Origin of the sequence: Mesorhizobium sp. M0119, from assembly GCF_040322615.1 — a bacterium.
Classification (GTDB): domain Bacteria; phylum Pseudomonadota; class Alphaproteobacteria; order Rhizobiales; family Rhizobiaceae; genus Mesorhizobium.
The window spans coordinates 184365-208675 of sequence record NZ_JAMYTU010000008.1; the positions used below are offsets into that span (position 1 = coordinate 184365).

The following is a 24311-nucleotide window of genomic DNA, read 5'->3' on the forward strand; positions in this document are numbered from 1 at the left end:
GTTCGTCCCCTTGCCGATCGGGGCGGGGCTGATGGCCGGCACTTGCGAGTTTGACATGATGCAATGCGGGTGTTACAGGTAAGTAACATCTCTAACGTTACAGACCGGTAACACCCTAGTCAAGAGGTGCACCGAGGGAATTTCGGAAACGCAATCACGGAGGTTTTGATGACAGACGGTGTTGTGGAGCGTGTTCGCCCCCGGGACAGGATCCTGGAGACGGCACGGGACATGTTTCACAAGCATGGCATTCGCGGCGTCGGCATCGACGCCATCACCGAGGCCGCCGGCACCAACAAGATGACGCTCTACCGGCATTTCGAGTCCAAGGACGACCTGATCATCGAATGTCTGCGGGCGACCGCCTGCAGCGCCAACGCGATGTGGGAAAAGTTCGAGGCCGAGAATCCGGGCGACAAGCTGGCTCAGCTGCACGCCTGGGTCCGGATGGCGGCCGATTGCCTGATGTCGGATCGTCGCGGTTGCGACATGGCCAACGCCGCCATCGAGCTGAGCGAGGCCGATCATCCGGCAAGGCAAGTGATCAAGGAACTCAAGGAAGCGCAGCGCGAGCGGCTGGTCTCCCTGTGTCGCGATGCCGGCATCGGACAGGCCGAACTTCTTGCGGACACGCTGTCGCTGTTGCTCGAGGGCGCCCGTGTCAGCCTGCAAAGCGTCGGCGCCGAAGGCCCGAGCGCGCAGTTCGTCCGCATGGCGGAAGGCCTGATCACTTCTTTCAGGGCCAGATAGTCTCGCAAGCGGCGAAACGATCCGTGGCGTTTCGATTGCGGGCTGCGCCGCCGGGTGATGTCTCGTCCCCTGTGCCATCTCGCGTGTCCCTTGTCGGTCCGCAGCAGCATTGCCGGCGCGGCGTTGTTTGCGGGTCGTGAGGCAGGATAGGGCCGCCGGCGAACCGGTGAGAGTGACAAGTGTGACAGGATTCTGCGCGACAAGCCGCGGCGATCGCAGCGAAGCTCATCGATCTGCGGATCAAGAGTCGCGTCCGCTGCTAGTCAGGCCCCAAGCATCGGCCGCTATCCCGGAGCCGGAACAAAAAAAGCCCGCTGCCGGGAGGAGGTGGCAGCGGGCTCGATTTCGAATACGGCACGGGAGGAGGTGTACCGCACTCAGCGTCGGCATCGCATCTGGGAGGAGTAGATGGCCGACACCTGCGAAACTATCGATTGCCCAATGATTCGGCAACCACAAAAGTTGCATAGGTGATGTGCAGATTTGCGGTATCAACCGAATTTTAACGATCAAGGCCGAGCGACCATCGCCCCGCACGACATCACTGCACCGGGACATTTTCCTTGAAGATCAGGCGCGGCTCGATGAATTTCCGCGTCAGATAGGGCGCCGACGAGGCGATCGAGCCGAGCAGGCGAATGACCGACTGTTCGGCGATCAGCCGCGCATTCTGGTCGATGACGACGTCGAGCAGATCGTCGACGAGATAGCCGCGCGTCTCGCGCGTCAGATCATGGCAGATGAACACCGGCTTCTTCCGCGGCCTGGCTTCGAGCAACGCTTTTGCCACGCCCGATCGTCCGGCGCCGATACAGTAGATGCCGAGCAGCTCCGGCTCGTTGTGCAGCGCCTTCATGGTCGCGGTATAGCTGACCTCCGGCTCATCGTTGATCTCGACGGCGCTGGTGACGGTCAGGTTGGGGAACTCTTCGCCGAGCACGGAGCGGAAGCCCATTTCGCGTTCCTCGTGGCCGCGATAGGAACGTGAGCCGACGACCATCGCCAGATGGCCCTGGCGGCCGCCGAGGAACCGTCCCATCAGCAGCGCCGCGGTGCGGCCGGCCACCCGGTTGTCGATGCCGACATAGGCCGACCGAGGCGCGCCGGGAACATCGGACACCAGCGTGACCAGACGGATGCCGGCCTCGACGATCTCGCGCAAGATGTTGCGCGTTCTCGGATGATCGACGGCGATGACGCCGACGCCGTTCGCCTTGAGCGAGAGGTTTTCGACGGCCGCCTGCAAGGCGCTCGGCGAAATGCCGGCGAGCTCGTGGATGCGGCAGGAGGCGACCAGCGGCAGGCGCGCCGCATAATCCTCGATGTGCCTGGCCAGATCGGCCATGAAGGCATTGCTGCCGATCGGCAGGAAGAATTCGAGATGTGCCGGCCGCGAGGGCAACGCGACCTGGTCGACGATCGGCAGATAGCCGAGCTGCTTGGCCGCCTCCATTACGCGCTGCCGGTTGGCGGCACTGGCTCCCGGCCGATTGTTGAGCACACGGTCGACCGTCGCGGTCGACAGGCCGCAGCTTCTGGCAATATCCGAAACGGTGGCTTTCATATCGCAACCATGTGGCGATGCGATCCAGTGCTTCGACGATAAGCCCGGCCCGGCCGCTCAGCCGGGCCGTTTCGTGCCCTCGACCAGCGCGTCGTGGATCTCCTTGTCCGACATGCCGGTAATGACGCGTTCGACTTCGGCGACGCTGGTCTTCTTCGGGTCGATATCGTCGGCGACCACCTTGCCGCGGCGCATGACGACGATGCGGTCGACCACCTGGAAGACGTGGTGGATGTTGTGGGCGATGAAGATGCAGGAATGGCCGGAATCGCGGGCGCTGCGCACGAAGCTCAGAACGCCTTGCGTTTCGGCGACGCCGAGATTGTTGGTCGGCTCGTCGAGGATGATGAGGTCGCTGTCGAAATGCATGGCGCGTGCAATCGCAACCGCCTGCCGCTCGCCGCCGGAGAGCGAGCCGATCGGCGTCGTCGGCGGGATGTTCTTCGAGATGCCGACCTGCTTGAGCAGGTCGCGGGCAACCACGTTCATCGCCTCCTGGTCCATGCGGTTGAGGAAACGCGGCGACTTGATCGGCTCGCGTCCAAGGAACAGGTTGCGGGCGATCGACAACTGCGTCACCAGCGCGGAGTCCTGGTAGATCGTCTCGATGCCATGGGCGATGGCGTCGCTGGTGCTGCGCAAATTCACCTTCTTGCCGCGGATGAAGATGTTGCCGCTGGTCAGCGGGACCGCGCCCGACAGCACCTTGATCAGCGTCGACTTGCCGGCGCCGTTGTCGCCGAGCAGACCGACGATCTCCCTTTCATTGACATGGAAATTGGCGTCCACCAGCGCTTGCACGCGGCCGTAGGACTTGCGGATATTTTCCATGCGGACAAGCGGTTCGGCCATGGTTCAAGTCCCTGCCTGATGCCGGCGTTCCAGCCATGAGTGGAGCGCCATCATGCCGAGGATGATGGCGCCGATGAAAATATTATACGCAAGGCCGGGCACGCCGATCAGCACGATGCCGTTGCGCATCACGCGCAGGATCAGGATACCGAGCACCGTGCCGATGATTGTGCCGCGCCCACCGGTCAGCGCCGTGCCGCCGATCACCACCATGGCGATGACTTCGAGCTCGTAGCCGGTGCCGCTGTTGGGGTTGGCCGCCGAGGTGCGTAGCGAGGAGATGACGCCGGCAAGCGAGGCCAGGATCGACGACAGGATGAACAGGCCGATCTTGACGCCGCTGACATTGACGCCGCGCGCCCTTGCAGCACTCGGGTTGCCGCCGGCCGCCTGGATCCAGTTGCCGGTCCGGCTCTGCGTCAGCACGTAGCCGAGCGCGATTGCGGCGGCGATGAACCAGAACAGCGACATATAGATCCGGAACGGCCCGATGAAGAAATCGCCGACCAGCGCTTCCGCCAGCCAGCTGCCCTCGGCGCTCCAGGTCCGCTGCGGAAACCCGTTGGTGACGAACAAAGCGGTGCCGCGCACCACCAGCAGCATGCCCAGCGTCACCAGGAAGGACGGGATCTTGAGCTGCGTCACGAACCAGCCATTGACCAGTCCAATGAACGCAGCGACCACCAGCGCCATGACGAAGGCGGCTTCGAGCGAGGCGACGCCGCTGTTGAACAACGTCCACATCAGGACCGGCGAGAAGCCGAACACCGAGCCGACCGAGAGGTCGAATTCGCCTGATGTCATCAACAGCGTCATCGCCAGCGCGATCAGGCCGAGCTCGACCGTGAAGGCCAGCGTGTTCGAGATGTTTTGCGGCGACAAGAAGTCGTGGTTGATGCCCCAGAACACGGCGATCTCGACGACGAGCAGCACGAACGGCCCGAACTCGGGCCGCGCGATCGAGCGTTGGATAAGAGAACGATTTTCCACCTTGGACCCGCGATAGGATTGGATTTGGCCGAGACCGCAACCGGCTTCGGCGGAATGATGAGACAGTCACGGCCGCCGAAGCGGCCGTGACCAACTCGATCGCGGATTTATTTGCCGGACAGGATCTTGTCGTAGACTGCCGCGGTGTCCTTCTCGTAGAGCGCGCCGGTGATCACGTCGAAGCCGGGCGGAATACCGCTCGCCGCCATGTTGGCGAGCGAGAGCGCGACGTAGCTGGTCGCCTGCGGATCCTGCCACTGGCCGGCATTGACGTAGCCGTTCAGCACTTCCTGGGTGGTGTCGAGCGAGTTGCCCCAGCCGACGACTGGGATTTCGCCCGGCTTGACGCCGACCTGGTCGAACACCCGCTTGATCGAACCGGTGACAAGGTCGCCAAGGCCGATGATCGCCTTGACCTTGGCCCTGTTGGCGGTGAGGTAATCGACCATGCGGTTGATCACTTCGGCCTGGTCGAGCGTCGCTTCGGTGATTTCATAGGTGATGCCGAGCGGCTCGAAGACGCTCTTGATGCCTTCCTCTTCCTGGACGCCATAGGTAGCGCCGGGAATTTCGACCGGCATCCAGACGAAGTCGCCCTTCTTCACCAGGCCCTTGTCGACCAGATACTGAGCCCAATGCTTGCCGAAGGTGACGTTGTCGCCGCCGACATAGGCGTTGAAATCCGCCTTTGGGTCAGGCGTGTTGAAGTTGATGATCGGGATGTTCGCTGCCCGCGCTTCCTTGACGATCTCGACAAGGCTGCCCGGATCAGGGCTGGTCGTGGTGATGCCGTCGGCCTTGGCGGCAATCGCGGCGCGAACAGCCTCCTGCTGCGACGCCACGTCGCCATTGTGGAACGACGTGTTGACAGTGTTGCCGGTATCCGCCGCCCATTGCTTGGCGCCAGCAAGGAAGTAGGTCCAGACCGGATCGGCCGGGCCGCCATGCGAAATCCAGTAGAACGTCTTGGCCTGTGCCGCGGCCGGAATAGCCAGCGCCACCACCAAGCCGAGTACAAGCAGTCTTAGCCTCGTCAGCATTTGATTTCCTCCCATTTGAATCGAACTCCTCCTCCGACGACGATCGCGGCCAAAAGCCGTGCGCGCCCAAAACCGTGGTCGCATTTGCCAGCGTCGACCTGGGCGCATTAGAGCATTCCCTTTTTCGATCGATGGCAAGCCTCGATTGCCAATGGACGTTGGCGCAAGGCACCACGCCATCAGCAATCCCATCAGATTGCATCAGTTTGGCTGATATTTTCCAGGCGGCCGACGATCGGCCTTGCGACCGTCATGCAATGCCGCGCGGCGGCGCGCCGAGCACGGATTGCTCTAGGTCGATAAGCGTCCCGGTCATCAGCCCGGAGGCGTCGCTGAGCAGGAATAGCGTTAGCTGGGCGACTTCGTCCGTGGTCAGCAATCGACCAAGCGGCAGGCCGGCGGCGGCGATCTTTGCCCAGTTTTCGCCCTTGCCCAGCGTGCGCGCCTGCATCTCTTGTTCGGCCGGCGTCGCTACCCAGCCCATGTTGATGCCGTTGACGCGGATGCGATCGGAAAGATGCGCGTTGGCAATGTTTCTGGTCAGCGTCGAAAGCGCGCCCTTGGTTGCGGAATAGATGGCAAGGTCCGGCGCACCGCAATGCGCATTCACCGACAGTATGTTGACGATGGCGCCCGCTGCCCGCCGTGTCTTCATGTCGGCTACGGCCGCCTGCATGAGGAAGAACGGCGCGCGCGCATTGACGGAAAACAACCTGTCCCAGTCGTCGATTGTGCCAGTTTCCAGCGAGGCCCGGTCGGTGAGGGCCGCGGCGTTCACCAGACAATCGACGCGGCCGAGTCTTTTGATCGCTTCCGCCATGACAGCTGCAGGCGCGGTCGGATCTCCAAGGTCGGCCTGGATGAAGACGACGGGCCGGCTTGGTCGTGAAAGCTCTTCAGCGATGCGTCTGCCACGCTCGGCGTTGCGGCCGACAATGGCGATCCCTTCGCCGCCGCCGGCTGAGGCCAGCCGGGCGATGGTCTCGCCAAGCCCTTGCGTCCCGCCGGTAACGACAAGGGTCTTGCCCTCAAGAGCGACGATCAATGGACTCTCCCGAATGCCGACGAGCAGGTAATTTCCAATCAGAGAATTCTAGAATCAATTGGATGTCAGGCTGTTAGATGAGGTCGGCCCTTGCGAGGTCGCGCATCAGATGGCTGGCGCCGTAGGTCCAGTGTGGGCAGTCGGGCGACAGCCGCACGCGGTTGACCAGGGCACCGAACTTCTCCGACGAGATGGTGACGATGTCGCCGACCTTGTGGGTAAAGCCCTTGCCTTTTTCGCCGCGATCCTTCGATGGCACGAACATCGTGCCGAGATAGAGCGCCAGCCCGTCCGGATACTGGTGGTGCGGCCCCATGGCGGCGGCGACCAGCTCTTCCGGCGAGCGGCTGATCTCGGCCATCGAACTGGCGCCCTCCAGCGAGAACCCATCCTCACCCTCGACTTTCAACCGTACGATCGCCTGCTTCACGTCGCCGATGGAAAACGTCTCGTCGAACAGGCGGATAAAGGGGCCAAGTGCTGCCGAAGCGTTGTTGTCCTTGGCTTTGCCGAGCAGCAGTGCCGAGCGCCCCTCGACGTCGCGCAGATTGACGTCGTTGCCGATCGTTGCCCCGACGATCCTGCCGCTGCTGCCGGCAATCATGGCGATCTCCGGCTCCGGATTGTTCCATGTCGAAACCGGATGCAGGCCGACATCGGCGCCGAAGCCGACCGAGGCCATGGGCTGGCACTTGGTGAAGATCTCGGCATCGGGGCCGATGCCGACTTCCAGATATTGCGACCAGGCGCCGCGCGCAATCAGCTTGGCCTTGATCTCCATTGCTTCCGGCGAGCCGGGCTTGAGCTTCGACAGATCGTGGCCGATCAGCCCGGCGATGTCGGCGCGAATGGCGTCGGCCTTTTCCGCCGAACCGCGCGCCTGCTCCTCGATCACCCGTTCGAGCAGGCTGACGACAAAGGTGACGCCAGATGCCTTGATCGCCTGCAGGTCGACGGGGGACAGCAGGTATGGTTTCCCCGGATCGCGCGCTGTCTCGAAACTGCTGGCGGCAATGGCATCGAGCGGACCGATCGGCCGCCCCTTGGCCGAGCGGACGTGCCCCGCCGGATCCGGCAATTCGCAAACGTCGCGTACGGTCGGCGCCACATTTGACGTGATGTCGAAGACCGTGCCGTCACGCACCGTGACCACCAGCGGATGGGAAGCATCGCTCGCCCGGGCGCGGCCTACGAAGAGGCCTTCGGCGGGCAAATGTGTGGCGTTCGTCATGGCTTACATTTCCTGTTTTCTTGTCCTTCGGCCGCGGCACTTTCAACAAATTCCCGCCAAAGGTCTATCCCGCTTGCAGGGCGAGCTTTGTCAATTCTTTCAAGCGGTCTTCGCATCGCTGGACCTTGATCGAGCCTGACGTGCGCCAACGGCGACGGAAAACGCTCTTTCAAAATAATGAAACCGTCGCTAGGGTTTTTCACCTACTGAAATCTCCAGGTGACGCTTGCTCCTACGGTTTTCCGATCCAATCTGGCAGAAGCCGCGGACAGCCACCGCGTTCCAGTCGCTTTTTCCAGCCGGCCAATGCGTCGATGTCGTCGTCGTCGGCGGCGGCATCATGGGGCTGTCGACAGCCTTGCACGCCGCCCGGCTCGGCCTTGCCGTCCAGGTACTGGAGGCCGGCGAAATCGGCAGCGGCGCGTCCGGTCTGAACGGCGGCCAGGTCATTCCCGGCCTGAAATACGATCCGGACTGGCTGCTGGAGCATTTTGGTCTCGAACGCGGCGAAGCGCTCGTCAACTTTGCCGCCTCGACGGCGGACGCCGTTTTCGAATTGATCCGCGACGAAAGAATGGCGGTGCCGTTCGTCCGCAATGGCTGGATCCAGGCCGCACATACCGAGACCGCGCTGAAAGCGACGGCGAACCGGGATCGGCAGTGGCGCGCCCGCGGCGCCGATGTCCGGCTGCTGAGCGGGACGGAGATCGCGACGATGACCGGCGCGCAGGGCTATCTCGGCGGCTGGCTCGATCACCGTGCTGGTGTCATCGATCCGCTCGCCTACACGTCGGAACTGGCGCGCGTCGCTGCAGCGGTGGGCGTAAAGGTCGCCGAGCGCCAGAACGTGATGCAGATCAGCAAGGATGCTGGCATTTGCCACGTTTCAACCGAAAGCGGCGCCGAACTCAAGGCCAAGGCGGTCGTCCTGGCGACCAACGCCTATACCGGCGGCCTGCTCCCCCGCCTCGCCGAGACGATCGTTCCGCTGCATTCCTTTCAGATCGCGACAGCACCGCTATCGTCCAATCTCGCGGCGGCGATCCTGCCGGACGGGCAGGCGGTTTCGGATTCGCGCCGCATCCTCGTCTATTATCGCAAGAGTGCCGACGGCCGGCTGGTGCTCGGCGGGCGCGGCCGCATGGCCTTGCCGAACGGCCCGGCCGACTGGGCGCATCTGGAACGCGCGCTGCTGCGGCTCTACCCGGCGCTGTCCGATGTGGCCATTGAAAAGCGCTGGTTCGGCCGGGTGGCAATGACGCCGGACCATCTCCCGCATATCCACGAGCCAGAGAAGGGTCTGCTTGCGGTCGTCGGTTGCCAGGGCCGCGGCATCGGTCTGATGACCGCGCTTGGCGAGCGCATCGCCTCCTACCTGTTGAGCGGCGATACCAGGCAATTGCCGTTCCCGATATCGCCGATCCGGCCGATCCCGTTTCACGCCTTTCGGCAGGTCGGCGTTGCCGCGACCATCGCCTGGTACCGGATGCTGGACGCATTCGAACGCTGACGTTCACGCCCAAGCGTGAAACAGCTTGACAGCTTCACCAATATGAAAAAAGCTTGGTCGATTTCAAATTATGATGGGCCGTCGATGTCGACTATCGCCGCAACGCAGCCGCTGCCGGAAACCCGGTCTTCGTCGGGTTTTCGCTTCGCCATGCTGCTGCCCGGCGGGCTGGTCACCTTTCTGCTGATCCTTTTCGCGCTTGGCCTGGTGTTCTTCCTGGCCTTTCGCGGCAATGACGGCTCGCTGCTGGGGGCCGGTTTCACCCTTGCGAATTTCGTCACCGTGGCCACCGATCCGCTGTACTGGACGGTGACATTGCGCTCGCTGGGCATCGCCGGCCTGGTGACGCTGGCAACCGTCGTCACGGCATATCCCGTTGCCTACTATCTGGCTTTCCATGCCGGGCGGCGGCGCGGGCTGCTGCTGTTCCTGCTGACCCTGCCGTTCTGGACCAGCTATCTGCTGCGCGTCTTCGCCTGGAAGATCGTGCTTGCCTATAATGGCGTGCTGAACTCGGCGTTGATCGAAAGCGGCATCTGGTCGGAGCCGACATTGGCGTTCTTGAATACGCCGGCAGCGGTCGTCGTCACGCTTGCCCACGCTTATGCCCCGTTCGCCATCCTGCCCATCTATGTGGCGCTGGACACGATCCCGAAATCGCTGCTCGAAGCTGCTTCCGACCTTGGCGCAAAACCGTTCACCAGTTTCCGTCGCATCGTGCTGCCTAATTCGATGCCGGGCGTACTGGCGGCGGCCCTCGTCGTCTTCGTGCCGACCGTCGGCGACTATGTGACGCCGGCGCTGGTCGGCGGCCCTGCGAGCACGATGATCGGCACACTGATCCAGGCCGAGTTCGGCAAGGCCAATGACTGGCCGTTCGGCGCCGCACTCGCCGTCGCCGTCATGCTGGTCATTCTCGCTGTGGTGCTGGTGGTGCGCTTCGCCGACCGCCGATACGGCAGCCGCACATGAACACGGCGCGTATCGATGCAAGGCAGGGCGGCGGCTGGCTCGGAGCCTACGTCCTTGTCTATCTGGTGTTCCTGTATCTGCCGATATTGCTGATCCCGCTGTTTTCATTTAACAATTCGATCCAGGCGGCATTTCCGCTGCAAGGCTTCACGCTTGAGTGGTACGGCACACTTTACGGCAATTCGGCGCTGTCCGGTGCGCTTGCCACCAGCCTCGTCATCGGCGCCATTGCCGCCACCGGCGCAACACTCTGCGGCATCACCGTGTCCTATATGGACCTCTACGGGCGCTCGCCGCTGGCCGCCACGATCAGCGCCATTGCCCGGCTGCCGATCCTGATCCCCGGCGTCATCATAGGCATCTCGCTGTTGATCCTGGTCAATCTTGCTGGTTTCGGGCCGTCGCGGATTGCCATCGTGCTTGGTCATATATTGATGGCGCTGCCGACGACGGTGGTGGTCATGCGCAGCCGCTTCGCCGCCATCCCGAAGACCATCCGTGAGGCAGCGCTCGACCTCGGCGCCTCGGACTGGACGACCTTCAGACGAGTGATGCTGCCGCTCAGCCTGCCCGCCATTATTTCGGCGTTCATGCTGGCCTTCCTGACCTCGTTCGACGAGTTCATCGTCGCCTTCTTCCTTGCCGGCACCGAGCCGACGCTGCCGCTTTATATCTGGAGCCAGCTGCGCTTCCCGAAATCGCTTCCGACCGTCATGGCGCTCGGCACGGCGATCCTGGCCGTGTCGTTCGTCATCGCCGCACTCGCCGAAATCCTGCGCCATCGCGGGCTTGCCGCCACCCGGCGGCCAGCGCCCGCCAGCCTGTCAAAACCACAAGAAACCGAAAGAGGAGAACTGCAATGGCATTCGACCTGAAATCGATAACGACAAAGACAGCGAAAACCGGACTGGCCGCCTGCGCGCTGGCGCTTGCGTCGACTGTCGCCTTTGCCGGCGACAAGCTGCAATATTTCACCTGGTCGGGCTATGAACTGCCCGACTTCAACAAGAGCTTCCTCGCCGCGCACCCCGATGGTGTCGAAGCCTCGATGTTCGGCGACGATGATGACGCTTTCACCAAGGTCAAGGCCGGCTTCCGCCCCGATGTCGCGCATCCCTGCTATGACAAGGTGGCGCGCTGGAACAAGGAAGGCCTGCTGCAGCCGATCGACACCAAGCGCATCAAGAACTGGGATTCGATCTTCCCGGTCTTCAAGAACCTGCCCGACCTGCAGGCCGGCGACGGCAAGGTCTGGATGGTGCCGTGGGACTGGGGCAACACCTCGATCCTCTACCGCACCGATCTGGTGAAGAACCCGGAAGCCAGCTGGAACCTGCTCTGGGACAAGCAATATGCCGGGCGCATGGCGACCATCGATGCCGTCCACGACACGCCGGTGGTGGCGGCCCTTCTTGCCGGCGTCAATCCATTCGACATGACGCCGGAGCAGATGGACAAGGTGGCGGAAAAACTGCGCGAGCAGCGCCCGCTGCTCTCGAACTACACCACCGACATGACCTCGGTCGAACAGGCATTGGCGAGCGGCCAGCTGGTCGCCGCCATGACCTGGAACGCCTCGGCCACCTCGCTGAAGAAGCAGGGCGTGCCGGTCGAGTTCATGAAACCGAAGGAAGGCATGCTGACCTGGGCTTGCGGCTTCGTCATGCTCAAGGACGCCAAGAACGTCGACCTCGCTTATGACTTCATCAACAGCCGGCTTGAGACGGATTCCGGAAAATACCTGATCCAGGCCTACGGCTATGGCAGCTCGACCAGCTCGGCTTTCGCCGCCGTGCCGAAGGAGGAGCTGAAGAAACTAGAACTGCCGTCAGATCCGGAAGTGATGCTGAAGACCACTGTCTTCACCGGGCCGATGAAACAGAATGACGAACTCGCCAAGATGTTCGAGAAGGTCAAGGCAGGCGGCTGAGCTTCTGAGGCGCCGCGCGGTTTCGACTGCGCGGCGCCGCTCCAGGATACCGAAAACGAGGTCGGGAATAGATGGACATGCTGGACGAAGCGGCTGGGAAGCCGAAGGACGACGCCGACGTCAGGGTCGGCCGGCGCGTGCGGGCGCTCAGGCTGGAGCGCAATCTCTCGCTGGCCGAACTTGCCGCCAAAGCCGGCGTCTCGATCGGTGCGCTAAGCCAGATCGAGCGCGGCATGTCGTCATTGCGGGTGCGAGTGATCTGGCCGCTCGCCGCCGCCCTCGACATCGAGCCGTCGGCGCTGATCGCCGACGGCAATGATGCCGGCAATGATCTTTATTGTGTGCGCGCCAACAGCCGGCGGCAGATCCCGGTCAAGTCGGAAGGCATCGCCAAGGCGCTGCTGTCGCCGCCGGCTGCCACGCTGACCGGCATGCTGGTGACGGTGGAGGCCGGTGGCGGCACCGCCGAAGCCTACGCCCATGCCGGCCATGAATTCGGCTTCGTCATGTCAGGCGAGGTCGAGCTGGTGGTCGATTCGACCAGATACGGGCTGAAGGCCGGTGACAGCTTCGCCTTCAAGAGCACGTTGCTGCATGCCTTCCGCAATCCGGGCACCGAGCGCTGCCAGATCCTGTGGGTCAACACCACCAAGCCGTCCGAGGTTCGCGATGGCGCCTGATCCGCTCGTCCGGCTGGACAAGGTCTCCAAGATTTTCCCCGGCGGCATCGTCGGGCTCGACACCGTCGATCTCGATATTTCGCGCGGCGAGTTCCTGACCCTGCTCGGACCGTCCGGCTGCGGCAAAACCACCAGCCTGCGGGTCATCGCCGGCTTCGAGAGCCCGTCGAACGGCAGGGTCCTGCTCGATGGCCGCGACATCACGGCGCTCAGGCCCTTCGACCGCCCGGTCAACACCGTATTCCAGGACTACGCGCTGTTCCCGCACATGAACGTCGCCGAAAATGTCGGCTTCGGCTTGTCGCTGCGCAAGCTCTCCGGCGCCGAACAGGCAAAGCGCGTCGGCGCAGCGCTCGACATGGTCGGCCTTGCCGAAAAGCTCGGCGCCCGCGTGTCCGAATTGTCGGGTGGCCAGCGCCAGCGCGTCGCGCTTGCCCGCGCGATCGTCTGCGAGCCGCGTGTGCTGCTGCTCGACGAGCCGTTGTCGGCGCTCGATGCGCATCTGCGCGAGCAGATGCAGGTCGAATTGAAGCGGCTGCAGTCGCGGCTTGGCACCACTTTCGTCATGGTCACGCATGACCAGACCGAGGCGCTGTCGATCTCCGATCGCATCGTCGTCATGAACAAGGGCCACATCGAGCAGATCGCACCGCCGGCAACCCTTTACGACCGGCCCGCCACCAAATTCGTCGCCAGCTTCATCGGAACCATGAACCTTCTACAGTCGCGCTTTGTCGGCCGTGACGGCGAGCGCTTACGGTTCATCGCCGGCGCTCTGCCGCTGGAAGCGATTTCGGAAAAAGGCGAGCTGCCTGGCGAGGGCACGGTGCGCACCATCGGCGTGCGTCCGGAGGACCTTTTGGCCACGACCGAGGCCGCGGCCGGTACTGCACCGGTGCGGGTGAACAGCATCGTCTTTCACGGCCGCACCTTGCGCCTTCATGCAGAGCTGGGGCAGGGGACACAGGTGGTGATCGACGCGCCGCGCCGGGCGGAGGGTTTTCAATTCAGCGTCGGCGACGTGGCGCATATCAGCCTGCGCCGTGGCGCCAACTGCCCTATGCTGCCAAGCTAGTCTGACTTTCAAACTTCCAGAAAACCGGAGCACGGCCCATGAGCAATCATCTCAACTTCTTCATCGATGGCCAATGGGTCGGCCCCGTGGTGCCGGCGACCCTGGATGTGATCGACCCGTCCATTGAAGAGGCCTACACCAAAATCTCGGTCGGCTCGAAAGCCGATGTCGACAAGGCCGTGGCGGCAGCCAAGGCGGCATTCCCGGCCTTCTCGCAAACCAGCAAGACCGAGCGCCTGAAGCTGCTGAAGCGTATCCTCGAAGTCTACAATGAGCGCTACGAGGACATCGCCCAGGCGGTCAGCCAGGAAATGGGCGCGCCGATCAGGTGGGCGCGCGAGGCGCAGGCCTGGGCGGGCAGGGCGCATATGGAAGCCACCATCAAGGCGCTGGAGGATTACGAATTCAGCGAGAAGCGCGGCACCACCATGGTGGCCAAGGAACCGATCGGCGTCTGCGCGCTGATTACGCCGTGGAACTGGCCGCTCAACCAGATCGTCTGCAAGGTGGCGCCGGCCATTGCCGCCGGCTGCACCGTCGTGCTGAAGCCTTCCGAGATAGCGCCGATCAGCGGCATCGTCTTTTCTGAAGTGATGGAGGCTGCCGGCACGCCGAAGGGCGTCTACAACATGGTCAATGGCACCGGCCCGGATGTCGGCCAGGTCATGGCCGGCCATCCTGATGTCGATATGGTCTCGTTCACCGGCTCGACCCGGGCCGGCATCATCGTCGCCAAGACGGCGGCCGAGACGGTCAAGCGCGTGGCGCAGGAACTGGGCGGCAAATCGGCCAACATCGTGCTGCCCGACGCCGACTTCGAGACGGCGGTGCGCAAGGGTGTCAAGGCGTGTTTCGGCAATAGCGGCCAGTCTTGCGATGCGCCGACGCGCATGCTGGTGCCGGCCGCCCGCCACGACGAAGCGCTGACCATCGCCAAAAAGGCGGCCGAAGCGCACAAGGTCGGCGACCCGCGCTCGGAAGAGACCAAGCTCGGGCCGGTGGTCAGCAACATCCAGTTCGACAAGATCCAGCGACTGATCGAGGCCGGTATCGCCGAGGGCGCAACGCTGGTCACCGGCGGCCCCGGCCGGCCGGAGCACCTCAACCGTGGCTACTATGTGCGGCCGACCGTTTTCGGCCACGTCAGGCCCGGCATGACCATCGAGAAGGAGGAGATCTTCGGGCCGGTCCTGTCGGTCATCTCCTACGAGGACGATGATGATGCGGTGAAGATCGCCAACGACACCGTCTATGGCCTGGCCGCCTATGTGCAGTCCGGTGATATCGACCACGCCCGCAAGATTGCCAGCCGGCTGCGTGCCGGGCAGGTCTCGATCAATTATCCGGAATGGGACACGTTCGCGCCCTTCGGCGGCTACAAGCAGTCCGGCAACGGCCGCGAATACGCCGACTGGGCGATCCACGATTTCCTCGAGATCAAGGGCATCATCGGCTACGGCGCCTGAGCCTTCAACATTGGCATTACGCCAACCGTCAAATTTGTTGCGAGCGTTGGTGCCTTCGGCACCGCCGTTCGGTTGAACGGCCACGACGGCTCCGTGGCCGCAATGTGAGTGCGAAGCAGGGTCGCCTCAGATCGTCTTGAGATAGCCGGCCAACTGATCCGCCACTGTGCCCCAGCCGTCGTAGAAGCCCATCTCCTCGTGGCTGTTGCGCGTGGCTTCGTCGCGGTGGATGGCGGTGGCGGTGTAGCGCGTCGTCTCGCCATACGATTGCAGCGATATGACCGCTGTAATGAATGGGTCGCCTGACGGCCGGTAGCCTGGCAGCAGCGCATCGGTCCACACCAGCCGCTCGTTCGGGACAATCTCGAGGTAGCAGCAACGCCTGTCGTTGACCTCCTTGCCGTCGGGCGACTGCATGCGGGTGCGGAACAGGCCGCCGGGCCGCAGGTCGATCTCGCAATCGGTGATGATCCACGGCTTCGGCGTGAACCATTGGCGGACATGCTCGGGTCTCGTCAGGGCCATCCACAGCAGTTCTCGCGGCGCCTCGATCGTCCGTTCGAGCACGAGGTCGAGCTTCGGATCGGGCTGGAACAACGGGACCATATTCATCTGTCTGTCTCCTTGAGTTTCAGCACGTAGTCGTCGAACTGGTCGAGGCGGCGCTCCCACAGCGCACGCTGCTCGGCCAACCAGTTTTCCGCGAGCTTCAACGGCTCCGGCGCGAGCCGGTAGGTCCTGACGCGGCCTGCCTTCTCCGAATGCACCAGCCCGCAGCCTTCCAGAACCCTGAGATGCTCGATGAAGGATGGCAGGGCCATCTCGAACGGCTGCGCAAGCTCGCTGACCGAGGCGGGGCTTCGGTTCAGTCGCTCGACCACGCGTCGCCGGGTCGGATCGGCGAGCGCCCGGAAAATGCCGTCGATCGGCGGGGGGCTTTCGGTCTGCAGGCCCGTCATGGTCGTTTCCTTGCCTCGGCCATTCCGCGTGACCAGAGTAGGCTCAGAAAACACTTAGGGAAATTCCTTACTATTGGCAAGCGCGAAAATCGCGGAGCCCGGCGAGGCCGCTGGAAAACCGAGAGGCGCGGTTTTAGGGTGTCGTCAGATTCGACTGGTCCGAGGACGCGTTTTGACGATCACCATGTACGGCATTACCAATTGCGATACGGTCAAGAAGGCGCGTTCCTGGCTGGCGAGCCATGATGTTGCCTATCGCTTTCACGACTACAGGGCAGACGGGCTTGACGCGGATCGGCTGAACGGCTGGTCAGGCAAGGTCGGCTGGGAAATCCTGCTCAACAAGGCGAGCACAACGTTCCGTGAACTGTCGGACGAGGACAGGATGGGTCTGGATGAAAAGAAGGCCAAGGCGCTGATGCTGGCCAAACCGACGATGATAAAGCGACCAGTGCTGGAACTTGGCGACAGGATACTGGTTGGCTTCAAGCCTGATGTTTATCAGCAGGCGGTGAGTGGGAAATAGGACCGACCCGCCGCGATCCGTCGCGCCCCCCTCTGTCCTGCCGGACATCTCCCCCCTCTAGTGGGGAGATTGGATGTCACTTCGGCTTTCGCTAGTCTCCAAAGAAGGGCGCTTTCGGCGAAGCTGCCAATCTCCCCCCTTGAGGGGGAGATGTCCGGCAGGACAGAGGGGGCGCTGTCCCGCCGGCGTGACTAATTGATCCCCCGCAAATAGCTCGCCAACGCGACCGCATTATTATGGGCCTCGTCATGGGCGCCGTAGAGCAGCGTCACCTTGTCTTCACCGAGCAAGGCGCGTAGTTCCGCCACCGCCTCGCCGTTCCAGTCGAGCTCATCGCGGTATCGCCGCTGGAATTCCGCCCAGCGCGCCGGCTCATGACCGAACCATTTGCGCAACGCATTGCTTGGCGCGATGTTCTTCAGCCAGACCGTCAGCGCCGCGTCCTCTTTGCGGACGCCGCGAGGCCATATGCGATCCACCAGCACCCGATGCCCGTCATCGGGCGCCGGCTGCTCATAGATGCGCTTGACCGCGAGCTCCATTGCCAACTCCGCATGGCCCAGCAGGCGCCGCTGCTTGCTGGCCTTCGCTTAGAGATCCCGGGCCTAAACCCACTCGCCCTTGCGCATCACCGGCACGCGGCTGCCGTCCTTATGGACGCCGTCTATGTCGATCTTGTCCGAGCCGATCATCCAGTCGATGTGGATGAAACTCTTGTTGCCGCCGCGCGCCGCGATCTCGTCCTGGCTGAGCGAGGCGCCGTCGACGAAGCACTTCGAATAGCACTGGCCAAGCGCGATGTGGCAGGCGGCGTTCTCGTCGAACAGCGTGTTGAAGAACAAGAGCCCGCTCTTGGCGATCGGCGAGGAATGCGGCACCAGCGCCACCTCGCCGAGACGGCGCGAGCCTTCGTCGGTATCGAGCACCTTTTGCAGCACATCCTCACCTTTCGAAGCTTTTGCCTCGACGATACGGCCCGCCTCGAAACGCACCGCAATGCCGTCGATCAGCGTGCCCTGGTAGGACAGCGGCTTGGTGCTGGTGACATGGCCTTCGACGCGCCTTGCATGCGGCGTGGTGAAAACCTCTTCGGTCGGGATGTTGGGGTTGCAAGTGATGCCGTTCTTGGCGGTCGAGGCGCCGCCCATCCACTCGTGGCCCTCGGCCAGCCCGACGGTCAGGTCGGTGCCGGGGCCGGTGAAATGCAGCGCGTGGAAATTGTGGCCGTTCAGCCATTCGGTGCGGCTCTTCAGCGCCGCATTGTGTGCCGTCCAATTGCCGATCGGGTCTTCGACGTCCACCCGCGAGGCGGCAAAGATGGCGTCGGCAAGCTTGGCCACGGCGACGTCTTCGGCGTCGTCCGGGAAAACCTGCTTGGCCCAGGCCTGATCGGGATAAGCGACGATGTTCCAGTTGATGTCGAAGCCGGTGATCTTCTCCAGCGCCGGCTGGTAGGCCATCGAATTCGCCTTGTTGGCACGTGCGACTTTTGCCGGGTCCTGCGCCGAAAGCAGCGACGGATCCTCGCCGCGCACGGCAAGCCTCGCCGCATTGTTGGCGAAGGCTTTGGCCATGCCTTCATAGAGCCAGCCGGCGGCGCGGTCGAAACCAGCGTCGGCGCCGTAGCGGAAGCGCGCCAGCGTGATCTCGTCATCGTTGAAGATCGGCGTCACCAGGCCCGCACCTGCCTTGTAGGCGTGCTCGACGATCCGCCGCGTCAAAGGCACCGCTGCAATAGACGAGGTCAGCACCAGATCCTGACCCGGTTGCAATTGCAGCCCGACCTTGACGGCGACTTCCGCCAGCCTGTCGAGCTTCACCGGGTCGATGGTTGCGGAAACGCCGCGCGAATGTGTGGTCATGATCCTGCCTGCCGTGATTGGGGACTGTATTCTTACATAGACCGGCGCTACCGACCTTTCCACCGTGATGTGCCGGCAGGCTCAACTGGCGCTCTCGAGCGACCTGAACTGCGCCATCGTCCCCTCGATCTCTTCGCGGATCCAGATCTTGAAATCCCTGACCTTGCGGCTTTCGCTCTTGCTGGCCGAAGTCACCAGCCAATAGCCGAGGCCGCTCTGCGCGCGTACGCCGAACGGCGCGACGAGCCGGCCGTCGGCAAACGCGTCGGCGGCCAGCAACTGCCAGCCGAGCATGACGCCATGACCGGCAATCGCCGATTCCAGGCACAGCATCGGATCGGTGAAGCGCGCGCCCTTCATGAAGGTGACCGGCTCCACCTCGGCCGCTTCGAACCAGCTCTCCCAACTGATCATCGATCTTTCGTCGGTGATCGCACAGGTCAATGCAAGGTCCTCTATCGATTTCAGCTTGCTGGCGATCACCGGTGCACAGACCGGAAACACCTCCTGCGCCAGCAGCAATTCGGACCGCCCGCCGGGCCATTTGCCGTCGCCGAGCCGGATGGCGATGTCGATGTCCGAACGATCGAGATCGGCAAGCCGCACCGAGGCATCGATGCGCAGGAGCACGTTCGGATGGCGGGCGAAATGCCGCGACAGCCGCGGCAGCAGCCATTTCGAGGCGAAAGCCGGCGCCACCGAAACCACCAGCGTGCACTCCGAGCTTTCATCGGCAAGCGCTACCGCCTGTGCGAGCTCGCGGAAGCCTGCGCTGAGCCGCGCGGTAAAGACCGTGCCGAATTCCGTCGCCACCAGGCCAGCTGGCGTTCGTTCGAACAGCGCCCGGCCGAGCTGCTTTTCTGTCCGGTTGATCTGCTGGCTGACGGCGCTGACCGAGACGTTGAGCTCGCCGGCCGCCGCCGCGAGCGAGCCCAGGCGCGCGACGGCTTCGACGGCGCGCAAGCCGTTGAGATGGACGCGGTTCAGCATAGCCATACAGTTTTTCTAAACTCGAACGGCTGAAATCTCAATTGCCAGACACTGCCGGATGCCGGATTCTAAGTGGGCTACTCAGAGTGAGGAGGCAATCTGATGAAGATTTTGTCATGGCTCGGCGCCTTTTCCCCGATCGGAACGCAGCCACACCGGCATGACAGCGAGGCCACCAGCTGGGTGACCGATCCGCTGTCGCATCCGATGCTCGACACCATGTCGGAGCGCGAACTCGCCGACATGCCATTCAGGCTGACCGCGGGTCGTACTCACTACGAGACGACCTCGACCTGCTGCGGCTGAGTTCCTGAACGAGGATCGTGCTTGGCACCTCAGGCGAGCCAGCCGCCGACGCGGCCGCGAACACTTCTGGCCCAATAAAAGGCGGATTGTCTCACCGGCAGGCGCACCTATGGTGCACCGCGATGAACATCGCTTCGCCCTTGCGCCTGGCAATCGCCGGCATGATCGCCCTGGCCGTCGCCATGGGCATCGGCCGCTTCGTCTATACGCCGATCCTGCCTGGCATGATGGAAGAGCTCGGCCTGTCGCCGGCGGATGCCGGCTGGATCGCTTCGGCCAATTATCTCGGCTACCTTGTCGGCGCGCTTGCCGCCACCGGCGGCTGGGCGCAAGGCCGCGAGCGCCAGCTGATGCTGGCCGGCCTTGCCGCCACCGCGATCCTCGCCGGGCTGATGGGCCTGACCGGCACGATGCCCGCCTTTCTCCTCATCCGCTTTCTTGCCGGCCTCGCCAGCGCCTTCGTGCTGGTCTTCATGACCAGCATCGTTTTCGGTCATCTCGCCGCGGTCGGGCGAAACGACCTGCAGGCGTTATATTTCGGCGGTGTCGGCCTCGGCATCGCGGCGTCCTCGGCGCTGTTGGCAGTCCTCGTCACCGAACATGCCGGCTGGGCGGCGGGCTGGCTGTGGTCCGCGGTAATTTCAGCCTGCGGCTTTGCCGCCGTTGCCTTGCTGGCCGGCGGCACCTCGGCCGCGAACAGCACCACCGGGAGCGAGCCGGCACTGCCGAAAGACCGGTCGCTGGTGAAGATCATCGTCGCCTACGGCCTGTTCGGCTTCGGCTACATCGTCACGGCAACGTTCCTGGTCGCGATCGTCCGCCAGGGCGGCGGCGGCCGCGTCTTCGAGGCTGTGGTCTGGATGGTCACCGGACTTGCCGGTTTTCCTTCGGTCTGGCTGTGGCAGAAGCTCGCGGCTAAAATCGGGCTCTGTGCCACCTACGCCCTGGGGTGCCTGGTCGAGGTGGTCGGCGTCAGCGCCAGTGTCATCATGGGCGGGCGCACCGGGCCGCTGCTCGGTGGCCTTCTCGTCGGCGGCACCTTCATCGCCATCACCGCGCTTGGCCTGCAGACCGGCAGGCAGCTTGCTCCGCAAGCACCACGCCGGATGCTGGCGATCATGACGGCCGCCTTCGGCCTTGGCCAGATCATCGGCCCGATCGTCGCCGGGCTGCTTGCGCAGGCCTCGGGTAACTTCTTCCTTGCCTCGATCGTGGCCGCCGCCGTCCTGCTGGCCTCGGGTGCGATCGCCTGGTCGGCTGCGCCAAAATCGCCATGATTATGGTCTTGCTCGACGACGGGCATTGGGTAGCGGGCATTTTCTTTCCCACTAATGTGTGACTTTATGCCCGCTGAACCCCGCTGATTTGCGCATCGACCGAGGATTTCCCCACAGTGTTCGTATCGTTTTTTCCGCAGCCGAAGCTCTTCTTCTCTTCGGTAGCCGTCTGGAGCCTCGCGGCCGTTCTGTTCTGGTTTTTTGGAGGAGAGCAACTTGGCGCAGTGTTTGGACTGCCCCCGATGGCCGCCGGCGTTGACAAGATCATTGGCGTGTCGCTCTTTTGGTCGAAGCCATTTCTCTGGTTCTACATATATTTTGCGGCTGTCGTCCTCATTTTCTACGGCTTTTGGGCCTGGTACCGACCTCATCCATGGCGGAATTGGTCGATCCTTGGCACCTCACTGATCCTCTTTGTGATCTATTACCAGGTGCAGGTAAATGTCGCCTTCAATGACTGGTATGGCCCTTTCTATGACCTTATCCAGAAGGCTTTAGGCACACCGTACTCTACGACGCCGTGGGACTTCTATATCCAACTGCTGACAATTATGTGGATTGCGCTTCTGGCTGTGACGGTTGGCGCCCTCAACCGGTTTTTTGTAAGTCATTGGATATTTCGTTGGCGTACCGCAATGAATGAATACTACATGACCAACTGGGAAAGATTGAGGCGCATCGAAGGTGCATCCCAGCGTGTTCAAGAGGACACGATGCGTTTCTCCAGCACGATGGAGGATCTGGGCGTAAGTTTAGTCGGGTCCATCATGACACTGATAGCGTTCCTTCCCGTGCTGCTGCATCTCTCTCAGAACGTCACGGAACTGCCGATTATAGGCACGGTGCCTTACTCCCTGGTCGTTGTGGCAATCCTTTGGTCGCTCTTCGGGACTACTTTCTTGGCAGTGGTAGGAATCAAGCTACCGGGTCTCGAGTTCCGCACCCAACGTGTCGAAGCAGCCTACCGAAAAGAATTAGTCTATGGTGAGGACGACGCAGATCGCGCGCAACCGCCAACTGTCGCTGATCTTTTTAGAAGTGTAAGAAGCATCTATTTTCGTAAATACTTTCATTACTTATATTTTAACGTTGCTAGAATATTCTATCTACAAATTGACAATATATTTCCATACATCGTTCTTGTTCCTACGATGGTCGCGGGGAAAATCAAGCTCGGCGCTCTGAACCAGATTCTCAACTCGTTTGAGCAGGTCCGATCTTCATTTCAGTATCTGGTGAATGCTTGGCCGACGATCGTGGAACTGATCTCGATCTACAAACGCCTCCGAGCCTTCGAGGCGACGCTGGAAGGGGAACCGCTGCCGGCGATCGATCAGCGCTATCTGGAACGTGAGCAAGCCGGCTTGCGCCCTGAGGACCAGCCGGTAAGCTGATGATGGCGGGCGGCGATCACTTGGGCTCAGCCGCCCGCCGCCGCCTGTCTTTCACCTCGCCGCGAAACGTAGTCGTGAAAACTGATGCACTCGACGTCCGCTTTGACGCAGACCTCGCCGGCAAAGCGTTCCAGCGCGTTCCAGTAGGCGCCGTCGTTCATCAGCGTGAAGTGGAAGCCGAGCTCCAGCGGAATGCGCTTGCCCTGGTATTGCGCGTCGAAGGCGGCGCGAAAGGCGTGGTAGGTCCGGTCGGCAAACTCTTCTGCCATGCTCGGCCGCTCGAAGCCGCCGGAATGCCTGACATAGAGATTGTAATCCATGGCGATCACACGCCTTGAACTCGGCCCTTCCGGGATCTGCGGTAGCGAAAAACGCGTGATGCCGTTGACGGTCGGCGGCTCAACCGGCCCACGCGAGACGCCGCTTGCGTCGAGCAGGAAGCCGGCCGCTGGCAGCGCCTCGTAGAGCGCCTTGTTTGCCGACAGATAAGGCGCGCGGAACCCGACCACCGACTTGCGCGCGAAATCGCGCCAGCCCTTTGGTTCAGGTGCAATGCCGTTGATCGAATAGGCGTTTTCGAGAATATGCTTGAATGAGCCGAACTCGCTCAGCCAGTCGGCTTTGCTCCAGTCCTTGCCGTCGAAATGGCCGCAGCCATGGCTGCCGATATCGTGGCCTTCGGAGGCGGCAAGGTTGATCTGCTCGAGCCGCTCGGCGACTTCTTGTTTGGAGGCGGCAAAGCCGATGTTCGATTTGCCGGCTGTTTTGCCGGGCGCGGTGTATTGGCTGCGTGTCTGCGGCGACAACAGGAACACGCAGGAGACAAAATAGGTGAAATGCGCGCCTGTGCGCTGGGCCAGCGCCCGGCTGCGCTGCCACTGCGAAATGTCGCGGGCACTGTCGAACGAGATGATGACGACCTGTTTCGGTTTTGCCGGCGTCGCCGGCGGGTCGGCAAAAGCAGCGCCCGCCGCAAGCGACGCGATCGAAAACGCAATAACGCGGGACAAACGGGGCAAAGGCATCTGACTGGATTGAGGAATGTAGAAGCGACGCCTACCGGTGAAATATGGCACGGATACGATCGACCAGTGCGGCCGCCGTTGGCGGCGACTGCCTCGTGAATAGGCGATTTTCCTGCCGAACCCCTTCCATGCCGGCAAAATTTCGCTAAAACGCGGGCTCATCAACCGCCCCGGCCGGGGCATGAATGGTTTTGATCCATGTCGGACGACAGTTTTATCCGCGAAGTCAACGAAGAGATTCGTCGCGACCAGGCGCATGCGCTGTGGGACCGTTTCGGTCCCGCCTTGCTCGTGCTGGCCGTGCTGGTGGTGCTCGGCACTGCTGCCGTCGTCGGCTACCGCTATTGGGACGAGACCCGCGCCAACCGCTCGGGCGATGCCTTCTCGCAGGCGCTCAAGCTCGCCAATGACGGCAAGAACGACGAGGCGCTTGCCGCTCTGGAGGCGTTGGAGAAGGACGGCTACGGCGCCTATCCGCTGCTCGCCCGCATGCGCGCGGCAACCGTCAAGGCTGACAAGGGCGACGTCGACGCCGCCGTCAAGGATTTCGACGAGGTCGCCGCCGACACCAAGATCCCATCCGGCATTCGCGACATGGCGCGCCTCAGGGCAGCGCTGCTTCTGGTCGACCACGGCTCTTTCGCCGATGTCTCCAGCCGCGTCGAGGCGCTCACCGCCGACACCAACACGCTGCGCCATACGGCGCGCGAGGCGCTTGGCCTTGCCGCCTGGAAGGAAGGCAAGGCGGCGGAGGCATTGAAGCTGTTCGACCAGATCGCCGCGGATGACGGCGCCCCGCGCAACACGCGCGAGCGGGCGACATTGATGTCCGAGCTGATCCGCGGCTCGGGCGGCGTGTCGTGATAT

General features: G+C 62.8%; 25 protein-coding genes. 13 read left to right on the plus strand and 12 right to left on the minus strand.

Translation table 11 applies throughout. From position 1 onward, the window contains the following. The first annotated feature begins 168 nt into the window (after window positions 1–168). The gene (locus NKJ40_RS10945; RefSeq protein WP_031211029.1) at window positions 169–750 is read left to right on the plus strand and encodes a TetR/AcrR family transcriptional regulator; all 582 of its coding nucleotides are present in this window, start codon (window positions 169–171) and stop codon (window positions 748–750) included. A 541-nt stretch (window positions 751–1291) separates the two neighbouring features. On the opposite strand, the gene NKJ40_RS10950 is transcribed toward NKJ40_RS10945, so the two are convergent. The 6 genes from NKJ40_RS10950 to NKJ40_RS10975 form a co-directional block, all read right to left on the minus strand. Next, complete coding sequence (locus tag NKJ40_RS10950; RefSeq protein ID WP_352466110.1) at window positions 1292–2314, minus strand: LacI family DNA-binding transcriptional regulator; 1023 nt, start codon at window positions 2312–2314, stop codon at window positions 1292–1294. A 57-nt stretch (window positions 2315–2371) separates the two neighbouring features. Then, window positions 2372–3166 carry an ATP-binding cassette domain-containing protein gene (locus NKJ40_RS10955; RefSeq protein WP_352466111.1) on the minus strand — a complete coding sequence of 265 codons (795 nt, stop codon included), beginning with the start codon at window positions 3164–3166 and terminating at the stop codon, window positions 2372–2374. Between the two features lie 3 nt (window positions 3167–3169). Next, window positions 3170–4156, minus strand: a complete 987-nt coding sequence (locus tag NKJ40_RS10960) for an ABC transporter permease (protein ID WP_352466112.1) — start codon at window positions 4154–4156, stop codon at window positions 3170–3172. Window positions 4157–4263: 107 nt separating this feature from the next. Beyond that, entirely contained in the window at window positions 4264–5196 is a 933-nt protein-coding gene (locus NKJ40_RS10965) for a substrate-binding domain-containing protein (protein ID WP_352466113.1), read from the minus strand. Between the two features lie 250 nt (window positions 5197–5446). Next, the gene (locus NKJ40_RS10970) at window positions 5447–6241 is read right to left on the minus strand and encodes an SDR family oxidoreductase (protein ID WP_352466114.1); all 795 of its coding nucleotides are present in this window, start codon (window positions 6239–6241) and stop codon (window positions 5447–5449) included. A gap of 73 nt (window positions 6242–6314) precedes the next feature. Further along, window positions 6315–7472: a fumarylacetoacetate hydrolase family protein gene (locus tag NKJ40_RS10975; protein ID WP_352466115.1), complete on the minus strand. Its 1158-nt coding sequence runs from the start codon at window positions 7470–7472 to the stop codon at window positions 6315–6317. 226 nt (window positions 7473–7698) lie between these two features. Between NKJ40_RS10975 and NKJ40_RS10980 the strand changes: the two genes are divergently transcribed. The 7 genes from NKJ40_RS10980 (at window position 7699) to NKJ40_RS11010 (ending at window position 15105) form a co-directional block, all read left to right on the plus strand. Then, window positions 7699–8982 carry an NAD(P)/FAD-dependent oxidoreductase gene (locus tag NKJ40_RS10980; protein ID WP_352466116.1) on the plus strand — a complete coding sequence of 428 codons (1284 nt, stop codon included), beginning with the start codon at window positions 7699–7701 and terminating at the stop codon, window positions 8980–8982. Window positions 8983–9066: 84 nt separating this feature from the next. Further along, a complete protein-coding gene (locus NKJ40_RS10985) occupies window positions 9067–9954 on the plus strand; it encodes an ABC transporter permease (protein WP_352466117.1) in 888 nt (295 codons plus the stop codon). Next, entirely contained in the window at window positions 9951–10829 is an 879-nt protein-coding gene (locus NKJ40_RS10990) for an ABC transporter permease (RefSeq protein WP_352466118.1), read from the plus strand. The genes NKJ40_RS10985 and NKJ40_RS10990 overlap by 4 nt, the downstream gene beginning before the upstream one ends. Continuing rightward, complete coding sequence (locus NKJ40_RS10995; protein WP_352466119.1) at window positions 10814–11884, plus strand: ABC transporter substrate-binding protein; 1071 nt, start codon at window positions 10814–10816, stop codon at window positions 11882–11884. Before NKJ40_RS10990 ends, NKJ40_RS10995 begins: the two co-directional genes overlap by 16 nt. Before the next feature lie 71 nt (window positions 11885–11955). Continuing rightward, complete coding sequence (locus NKJ40_RS11000; protein WP_502903700.1) at window positions 11956–12564, plus strand: cupin domain-containing protein; 609 nt, start codon at window positions 11956–11958, stop codon at window positions 12562–12564. Next, entirely contained in the window at window positions 12554–13639 is a 1086-nt protein-coding gene (locus tag NKJ40_RS11005) for an ABC transporter ATP-binding protein (protein WP_352466121.1), read from the plus strand. Before NKJ40_RS11000 ends, NKJ40_RS11005 begins: the two co-directional genes overlap by 11 nt. A 38-nt stretch (window positions 13640–13677) precedes the next feature. Then, window positions 13678–15105 carry an aldehyde dehydrogenase family protein gene (locus tag NKJ40_RS11010; protein WP_352466122.1) on the plus strand — a complete coding sequence of 476 codons (1428 nt, stop codon included), beginning with the start codon at window positions 13678–13680 and terminating at the stop codon, window positions 15103–15105. Window positions 15106–15231: 126 nt separating this feature from the next. On the opposite strand, the gene NKJ40_RS11015 is transcribed toward NKJ40_RS11010, so the two are convergent. Both NKJ40_RS11015 and NKJ40_RS11020 read right to left on the minus strand, forming a co-directional pair. Beyond that, the gene (locus tag NKJ40_RS11015) at window positions 15232–15717 is read right to left on the minus strand and encodes an SRPBCC family protein (RefSeq protein ID WP_502903701.1); all 486 of its coding nucleotides are present in this window, start codon (window positions 15715–15717) and stop codon (window positions 15232–15234) included. Further along, window positions 15714–16064 carry an ArsR/SmtB family transcription factor gene (locus NKJ40_RS11020; RefSeq protein WP_352455157.1) on the minus strand — a complete coding sequence of 117 codons (351 nt, stop codon included), beginning with the start codon at window positions 16062–16064 and terminating at the stop codon, window positions 15714–15716. Before NKJ40_RS11020 ends, NKJ40_RS11015 begins: the two co-directional genes overlap by 4 nt. Before the next feature lie 172 nt (window positions 16065–16236). Here NKJ40_RS11020 and NKJ40_RS11025 point away from each other — a divergent pair, with 172 nt between their 5' ends. Next, complete coding sequence (locus NKJ40_RS11025) at window positions 16237–16590, plus strand: ArsC family reductase (protein ID WP_352466123.1); 354 nt, start codon at window positions 16237–16239, stop codon at window positions 16588–16590. A gap of 191 nt (window positions 16591–16781) precedes the next feature. On the opposite strand, the gene NKJ40_RS11030 is transcribed toward NKJ40_RS11025, so the two are convergent. From NKJ40_RS11030 to NKJ40_RS11040, 3 genes are all read right to left on the minus strand, one after another. Continuing rightward, window positions 16782–17138, minus strand: coding sequence for a DUF488 domain-containing protein (locus NKJ40_RS11030; RefSeq protein WP_352466124.1), 357 nt, complete (start codon window positions 17136–17138; stop codon window positions 16782–16784). Between the two features lie 57 nt (window positions 17139–17195). Beyond that, the gene (locus NKJ40_RS11035) at window positions 17196–18452 is read right to left on the minus strand and encodes an aminopeptidase (protein ID WP_352466125.1); all 1257 of its coding nucleotides are present in this window, start codon (window positions 18450–18452) and stop codon (window positions 17196–17198) included. Between the two features lie 81 nt (window positions 18453–18533). Next, complete coding sequence (locus NKJ40_RS11040; RefSeq protein WP_352466126.1) at window positions 18534–19448, minus strand: LysR substrate-binding domain-containing protein; 915 nt, start codon at window positions 19446–19448, stop codon at window positions 18534–18536. 96 nt (window positions 19449–19544) lie between these two features. On the opposite strand from NKJ40_RS11040, the gene NKJ40_RS11045 reads away from it, so the two are divergent. The 3 genes from NKJ40_RS11045 to sbmA all read left to right on the plus strand — a co-directional run bounded on the left by NKJ40_RS11045 (window position 19545) and on the right by sbmA (window position 22419). Then, on the plus strand, window positions 19545–19748 hold the full coding sequence (locus NKJ40_RS11045; RefSeq protein ID WP_352466127.1) for a hypothetical protein: 204 nt from the start codon (window positions 19545–19547) through the stop codon (window positions 19746–19748). A 122-nt stretch (window positions 19749–19870) separates the two neighbouring features. Then, on the plus strand, window positions 19871–21025 hold the full coding sequence (locus NKJ40_RS11050; RefSeq protein WP_352466128.1) for a YbfB/YjiJ family MFS transporter: 1155 nt from the start codon (window positions 19871–19873) through the stop codon (window positions 21023–21025). A gap of 116 nt (window positions 21026–21141) precedes the next feature. Continuing rightward, entirely contained in the window at window positions 21142–22419 is a 1278-nt protein-coding gene (gene sbmA, locus NKJ40_RS11055; RefSeq protein ID WP_352466129.1) for a peptide antibiotic transporter SbmA, read from the plus strand. A gap of 26 nt (window positions 22420–22445) precedes the next feature. Here the strand turns inward: sbmA and NKJ40_RS11060 are convergent, their stop codons facing one another. Next, window positions 22446–23438: a polysaccharide deacetylase family protein gene (locus NKJ40_RS11060; protein WP_352466130.1), complete on the minus strand. Its 993-nt coding sequence runs from the start codon at window positions 23436–23438 to the stop codon at window positions 22446–22448. 204 nt (window positions 23439–23642) lie between these two features. Here NKJ40_RS11060 and NKJ40_RS11065 point away from each other — a divergent pair, with 204 nt between their 5' ends. Next, window positions 23643–24308 carry a tetratricopeptide repeat protein gene (locus NKJ40_RS11065; protein ID WP_352466131.1) on the plus strand — a complete coding sequence of 222 codons (666 nt, stop codon included), beginning with the start codon at window positions 23643–23645 and terminating at the stop codon, window positions 24306–24308. The last annotated feature ends 3 nt before the right edge of the window (window positions 24309–24311 follow it).

What these genes read in the sequence shown, in the direction of transcription:
- NKJ40_RS11015 (WP_502903701.1), bottom strand. Translation starts at nt 15,717, where the DNA reads ATGAATATGGTCCCGTTGTTCCAGCCCGATCCGAAGCTCGACCTCGTG.
- NKJ40_RS11065 (WP_352466131.1), top strand. Translation starts at nt 23,643, where the DNA reads ATGTCGGACGACAGTTTTATCCGCGAAGTCAACGAAGAGATTCGTCGC.
- NKJ40_RS10955 (WP_352466111.1), bottom strand. Translation starts at nt 3,166, where the DNA reads ATGGCCGAACCGCTTGTCCGCATGGAAAATATCCGCAAGTCCTACGGC.
- NKJ40_RS11000 (WP_502903700.1), top strand. Translation starts at nt 11,956, where the DNA reads ATGGACATGCTGGACGAAGCGGCTGGGAAGCCGAAGGACGACGCCGAC.
- NKJ40_RS11020 (WP_352455157.1), bottom strand. Translation starts at nt 16,064, where the DNA reads ATGACGGGCCTGCAGACCGAAAGCCCCCCGCCGATCGACGGCATTTTC.
- NKJ40_RS10995 (WP_352466119.1), top strand. Translation starts at nt 10,814, where the DNA reads ATGGCATTCGACCTGAAATCGATAACGACAAAGACAGCGAAAACCGGA.
- NKJ40_RS11005 (WP_352466121.1), top strand. Translation starts at nt 12,554, where the DNA reads ATGGCGCCTGATCCGCTCGTCCGGCTGGACAAGGTCTCCAAGATTTTC.
- NKJ40_RS11050 (WP_352466128.1), top strand. Translation starts at nt 19,871, where the DNA reads ATGAACATCGCTTCGCCCTTGCGCCTGGCAATCGCCGGCATGATCGCC.
- NKJ40_RS10990 (WP_352466118.1), top strand. Translation starts at nt 9,951, where the DNA reads ATGAACACGGCGCGTATCGATGCAAGGCAGGGCGGCGGCTGGCTCGGA.
- NKJ40_RS11010 (WP_352466122.1), top strand. Translation starts at nt 13,678, where the DNA reads ATGAGCAATCATCTCAACTTCTTCATCGATGGCCAATGGGTCGGCCCC.
- NKJ40_RS10975 (WP_352466115.1), bottom strand. Translation starts at nt 7,472, where the DNA reads ATGACGAACGCCACACATTTGCCCGCCGAAGGCCTCTTCGTAGGCCGC.
- NKJ40_RS10945 (WP_031211029.1), top strand. Translation starts at nt 169, where the DNA reads ATGACAGACGGTGTTGTGGAGCGTGTTCGCCCCCGGGACAGGATCCTG.
- NKJ40_RS10950 (WP_352466110.1), bottom strand. Translation starts at nt 2,314, where the DNA reads ATGAAAGCCACCGTTTCGGATATTGCCAGAAGCTGCGGCCTGTCGACC.
- NKJ40_RS11035 (WP_352466125.1), bottom strand. Translation starts at nt 18,452, where the DNA reads ATGACCACACATTCGCGCGGCGTTTCCGCAACCATCGACCCGGTGAAG.
- NKJ40_RS11045 (WP_352466127.1), top strand. Translation starts at nt 19,545, where the DNA reads ATGAAGATTTTGTCATGGCTCGGCGCCTTTTCCCCGATCGGAACGCAG.
- NKJ40_RS10985 (WP_352466117.1), top strand. Translation starts at nt 9,067, where the DNA reads ATGTCGACTATCGCCGCAACGCAGCCGCTGCCGGAAACCCGGTCTTCG.
- NKJ40_RS10965 (WP_352466113.1), bottom strand. Translation starts at nt 5,196, where the DNA reads ATGCTGACGAGGCTAAGACTGCTTGTACTCGGCTTGGTGGTGGCGCTG.
- NKJ40_RS11040 (WP_352466126.1), bottom strand. Translation starts at nt 19,448, where the DNA reads ATGGCTATGCTGAACCGCGTCCATCTCAACGGCTTGCGCGCCGTCGAA.